The following is a 3,442-nucleotide window of genomic DNA, read 5'->3' as shown; positions in this document are numbered from 1 at the left end:
ATGACATGTTGATCTTCTAGACGTAGTTGCTTTGTAGGCTCATAATTTTGGAAATAATATGTTTTCCCATCGATTTCTCGGAAACCTTCTTTAATAAACGCTCCAGACTCATCAGAATAGTTTTGACCTCTCCATGCTGATCGTTGCAAGGCGCCTTTATCATCAAAGTGGTAGTACTTCCCATCAATTTCATGATTTCCATTTGAGCCACTTGTCGATAATACTGCCCCAAAATGATCTGGGTGAAAATAATATGTCTTACCTTCAATTTCATGCCAACCCTTTAAGAAAATTCCATCAGAACCTGCATAATAATAATCAGAGCCTCGGTTTACCCAACTATTCTTTATCACGTTCCCAGAAGAATCTTTTGCAGACCATTTCATAAGATCCTTTTCATCATCTTTAATCTCTACTTCGTCATATTTCTGTTTCTCATTTTCTTTACCCGGATACCATTCTCTTAGCCAATTATGAATCTCATTGTTGTTTTTTCCAGTGAAACGAATTTCAGATTTGAAACTCCAATCCGTCCCGAATTGAGAAATATACTGATTACCAGCCAAACTTACTCCATTTTTGTTATTCAAACGGAATCGAACTTTTTTGTCCCAAGGATCTGGATCGATCTGAACAAGTTCAAACACCTCATCATCACCAATCGTATCGGAATATTGAAGCCCATGTCCTTCTTTTCCTGAAAGGTATTTTGAACCTGTTTTTACTAACACTTTATTCGTCCCTTTTTTATAAGGAATAATTTGATAAGGCTTACCATCATTCAATGTAATAAATGGTAATGAAATAGGTGTTTCAAGAATGAACTCAGCATTTGCTAATACATTCGTTGATCGGTCATTAAAATCAGCAAGAGCTTTAGGGTTATTTGTAACATAATTCGAAAGAACTGTTCTGTCTACCGGATGGGAAGTCATTGTTGCGACTTTCTTTTGTTCATCAGTTAAATAAGAAAAGCGATCCACGCCTAAACCTTTAAAGCCATCAAGGGAATTTGCTCCAAATCTCTTCTTATAAAATTCGTCAACAAGAATGCTATTTTGACCAGATGTTTTTTCTACATATATAGTGATAGATTGGTTAAGCGCAACTCCAGTTTTCCCTTCATTCAATTGCTCTTGTGTAATGTAAAGAAGATTGTGTTCTGAAGCTGATTCTGCATAAGGATTTAGATCTACAATCGTACCCGCTTCTGTAATCTTAAGCTGCTGCCCTGATTTTAATTTGTGAATCTCACTTTTTCCATTTGGATAAAGTACTTTAACCGGTCTAGTAAAATTCGAATCATCTTTCGTATGATGCATAGAAAGATTAAATTCTCCAGATTTAAAACTAGGAGCTCTATAAGATACATTTTCAGCATAAGGACCAGTGTAATCTGTTAAGTCAGGGTCTCCCACCTCTATCCCTAGTCCTTCATAAATGTCTTTCACTATACCTAATGAAGTAATCCCTATATCAAGCACCGTAGCTATACCTGCGCTAGCTTTATTTTCTGCAATAGGAGCCATAGAAAAAAGAATACCTAATGCTGCTGTTGCAGGGATTACCTTCTTTCCAATTCTATTTGTTTTAAATGTCTTTTTCATTTTGTTACCCTCTCTCTAGTAAGTTTGACTTCATCATATCTAACAAATCTTTCATTTCTCTTTCGTAAATGTTACAAAAGTCTTACAAAAATCTTTCATTGTTCCTACGACGTTATCAATTTTTTAGAGAAAATAGAGAGAGTTCTGGCTTACTAAAGGTATTCTCGTCATACCAATAGCACGATTTACGTATAGTTGTAGCATGTTTATGTTACAGATATTTGTCTTTTCGAGGATGCAAACAAAAAGGATTCGCGAAAAGGCGAATCCTTTTTGTATCTACTTATCACAAGCAACCCCATCGCCATCCCGGTCTAGCTTAGAAGAATAAGCTGGATGACCTTTCGGAATATTGGAGAACCCGGCTGCTTTTGCTTCTTTACAACTGCTAAAATGGTACTCACCTTGTGGTAAGTTGTTATTTGGTTGTTGTACCTGCTGTTTCTGTTCTAGCTTTGGCTGTGCTTCAGTTGGCGCAGGTTGTGATTTCTTCGGAGCTTGTGCAGGCGCGGCAGGCTTTGCTGCTTTATTTTTATCAAAGCCGTTATCTGTTGCATAGTTTTCTACACTCCAAATACCTTTCTTATTTGCCTGCGCTTTTGTTTGAAATTCGCGTAAATAATCGACATACTTTGTATTCGGAGCATATACATATGCCACGCGCGCTAACCCTTGCTCAACTAGTAATCGATTTAGCATCTGTCCATCTACCCATACATACGCTAATAGACGTCCGTATTTTTCACGCTCACTTACATCTAGTTCAAGCTGAATTTTCTTTCCTTCGCTTGCGTATTTCTTCGTGAATGCACTTGCTTCTGGTCCAAATGGTTGTACGCCTAGACGAGGATGCTTTGTTTCCGGTGTATCAACAAGCAAAAAGCGCACTGTTTCTTCTTTTCCATTCTCTAATTTCACTTTCAGCGTATCGCCATCAATATTTTTAAGTACAGTTGCGTTTACAACGCGATTCGTATTCATTTTATTTTTTTCATCATCAATATGATGAATCGAATCATTCACTAAATTTTCGTTTTGCACTTTATTTTCGGCACTGTTTGGCGTGTTATTTTCTCGATCCGCCACTGCCACATCTTCATACGTACTGCTTTCTTGTTGCTTCTTTATCTCCTCCTGCTTTTTCTGTTCGTCTTCTTGTTTCTTTTGTTCCTCAATCTTTTTTTGTTCTTCTTCCTTTTTTTGTTCCTCTGTCTTTGCATCCTTCTTTTCTGTTGCCTTCGCATGATTGTCGCATGCAGCTAAACTAAAAGCAAACATGCTACAAAGAAGTAATGTCACTAACTTTTTCAACATTTCGTAATCCTCCTAGAACAATAATATAAATAATTACCTCATCTATATTAACAAATATATAAGTTTGCATTTGTCACATTTTGTCGTAATAATTTCATATTCCACTAAAGTGATTAAAGAAATTCATAAACCAATCATTCTGTAAAATAGGTACCACTTGCAGCATAGCTAAAGATGCACTATATGTTACGTCTTCCGCAAATCCACGCTCTCGTAACTCCCTACTACTCTCCCAAATCCATTTATTAAGGTTGTTTTTTGCATATTGAAAAGCGTCGATACATAATTGTGCTTCTACTGATTTACGCTCTTGTAATTTCTCTATTATCAACTAACCATCAGTGTGGGATGAGGCCCTGCCACTGATGGAAGTTTCATTTTATGGAAAATAGAATTACTATTCAAAGGATAATAATATTATGGGTTATTTATGGCTGATTTAACTATATTTATATGCAATTTTGCATTTTACAAATAAAATAAAACAACATATAAAGTACTATTAAATTATATTAAAAACA

The 3,442-nt window shown here is 35.9% G+C and carries 3 protein-coding genes; all 3 read right to left on the bottom strand.

Annotated elements, in window-relative coordinates:
* Positions 1-1,607: N-acetylmuramoyl-L-alanine amidase family protein (locus V7024_RS14175; protein ID WP_335521071.1), on the bottom strand; the 1,607-nt coding region annotated here is incomplete at its 3' end.
* Between the two features lie 279 nt (positions 1,608-1,886).
* The gene (locus tag V7024_RS14170; protein WP_335521069.1) at positions 1,887-2,921 is read right to left on the bottom strand and encodes a thermonuclease family protein; all 1,035 of its coding nucleotides are present in this window, start codon (positions 2,919-2,921) and stop codon (positions 1,887-1,889) included.
* Between the two features lie 94 nt (positions 2,922-3,015).
* Positions 3,016-3,252, bottom strand: a complete 237-nt coding sequence (locus V7024_RS14165; protein ID WP_335521067.1) for a hypothetical protein — start codon at positions 3,250-3,252, stop codon at positions 3,016-3,018.
* Between the last annotated feature and the right edge of the window lie 190 nt (positions 3,253-3,442).

Source organism: Bacillus sp. JJ864, from assembly GCF_036963045.1.
GTDB classification, from domain to species: domain Bacteria; phylum Bacillota; class Bacilli; order Bacillales; family Bacillaceae_G; genus Bacillus_A; species Bacillus_A pseudomycoides_C.
Note: the sequence above shows the minus strand (reverse complement) of the source record. Positions and strands in the feature narration are given on the sequence as shown.

Coding starts and splice junctions, on each gene's coding strand:
- V7024_RS14170 (WP_335521069.1), bottom strand. CDS start 2,921: ATGTTGAAAAAGTTAGTGACATTACTTCTTTGTAGCATGTTTGCTTTT.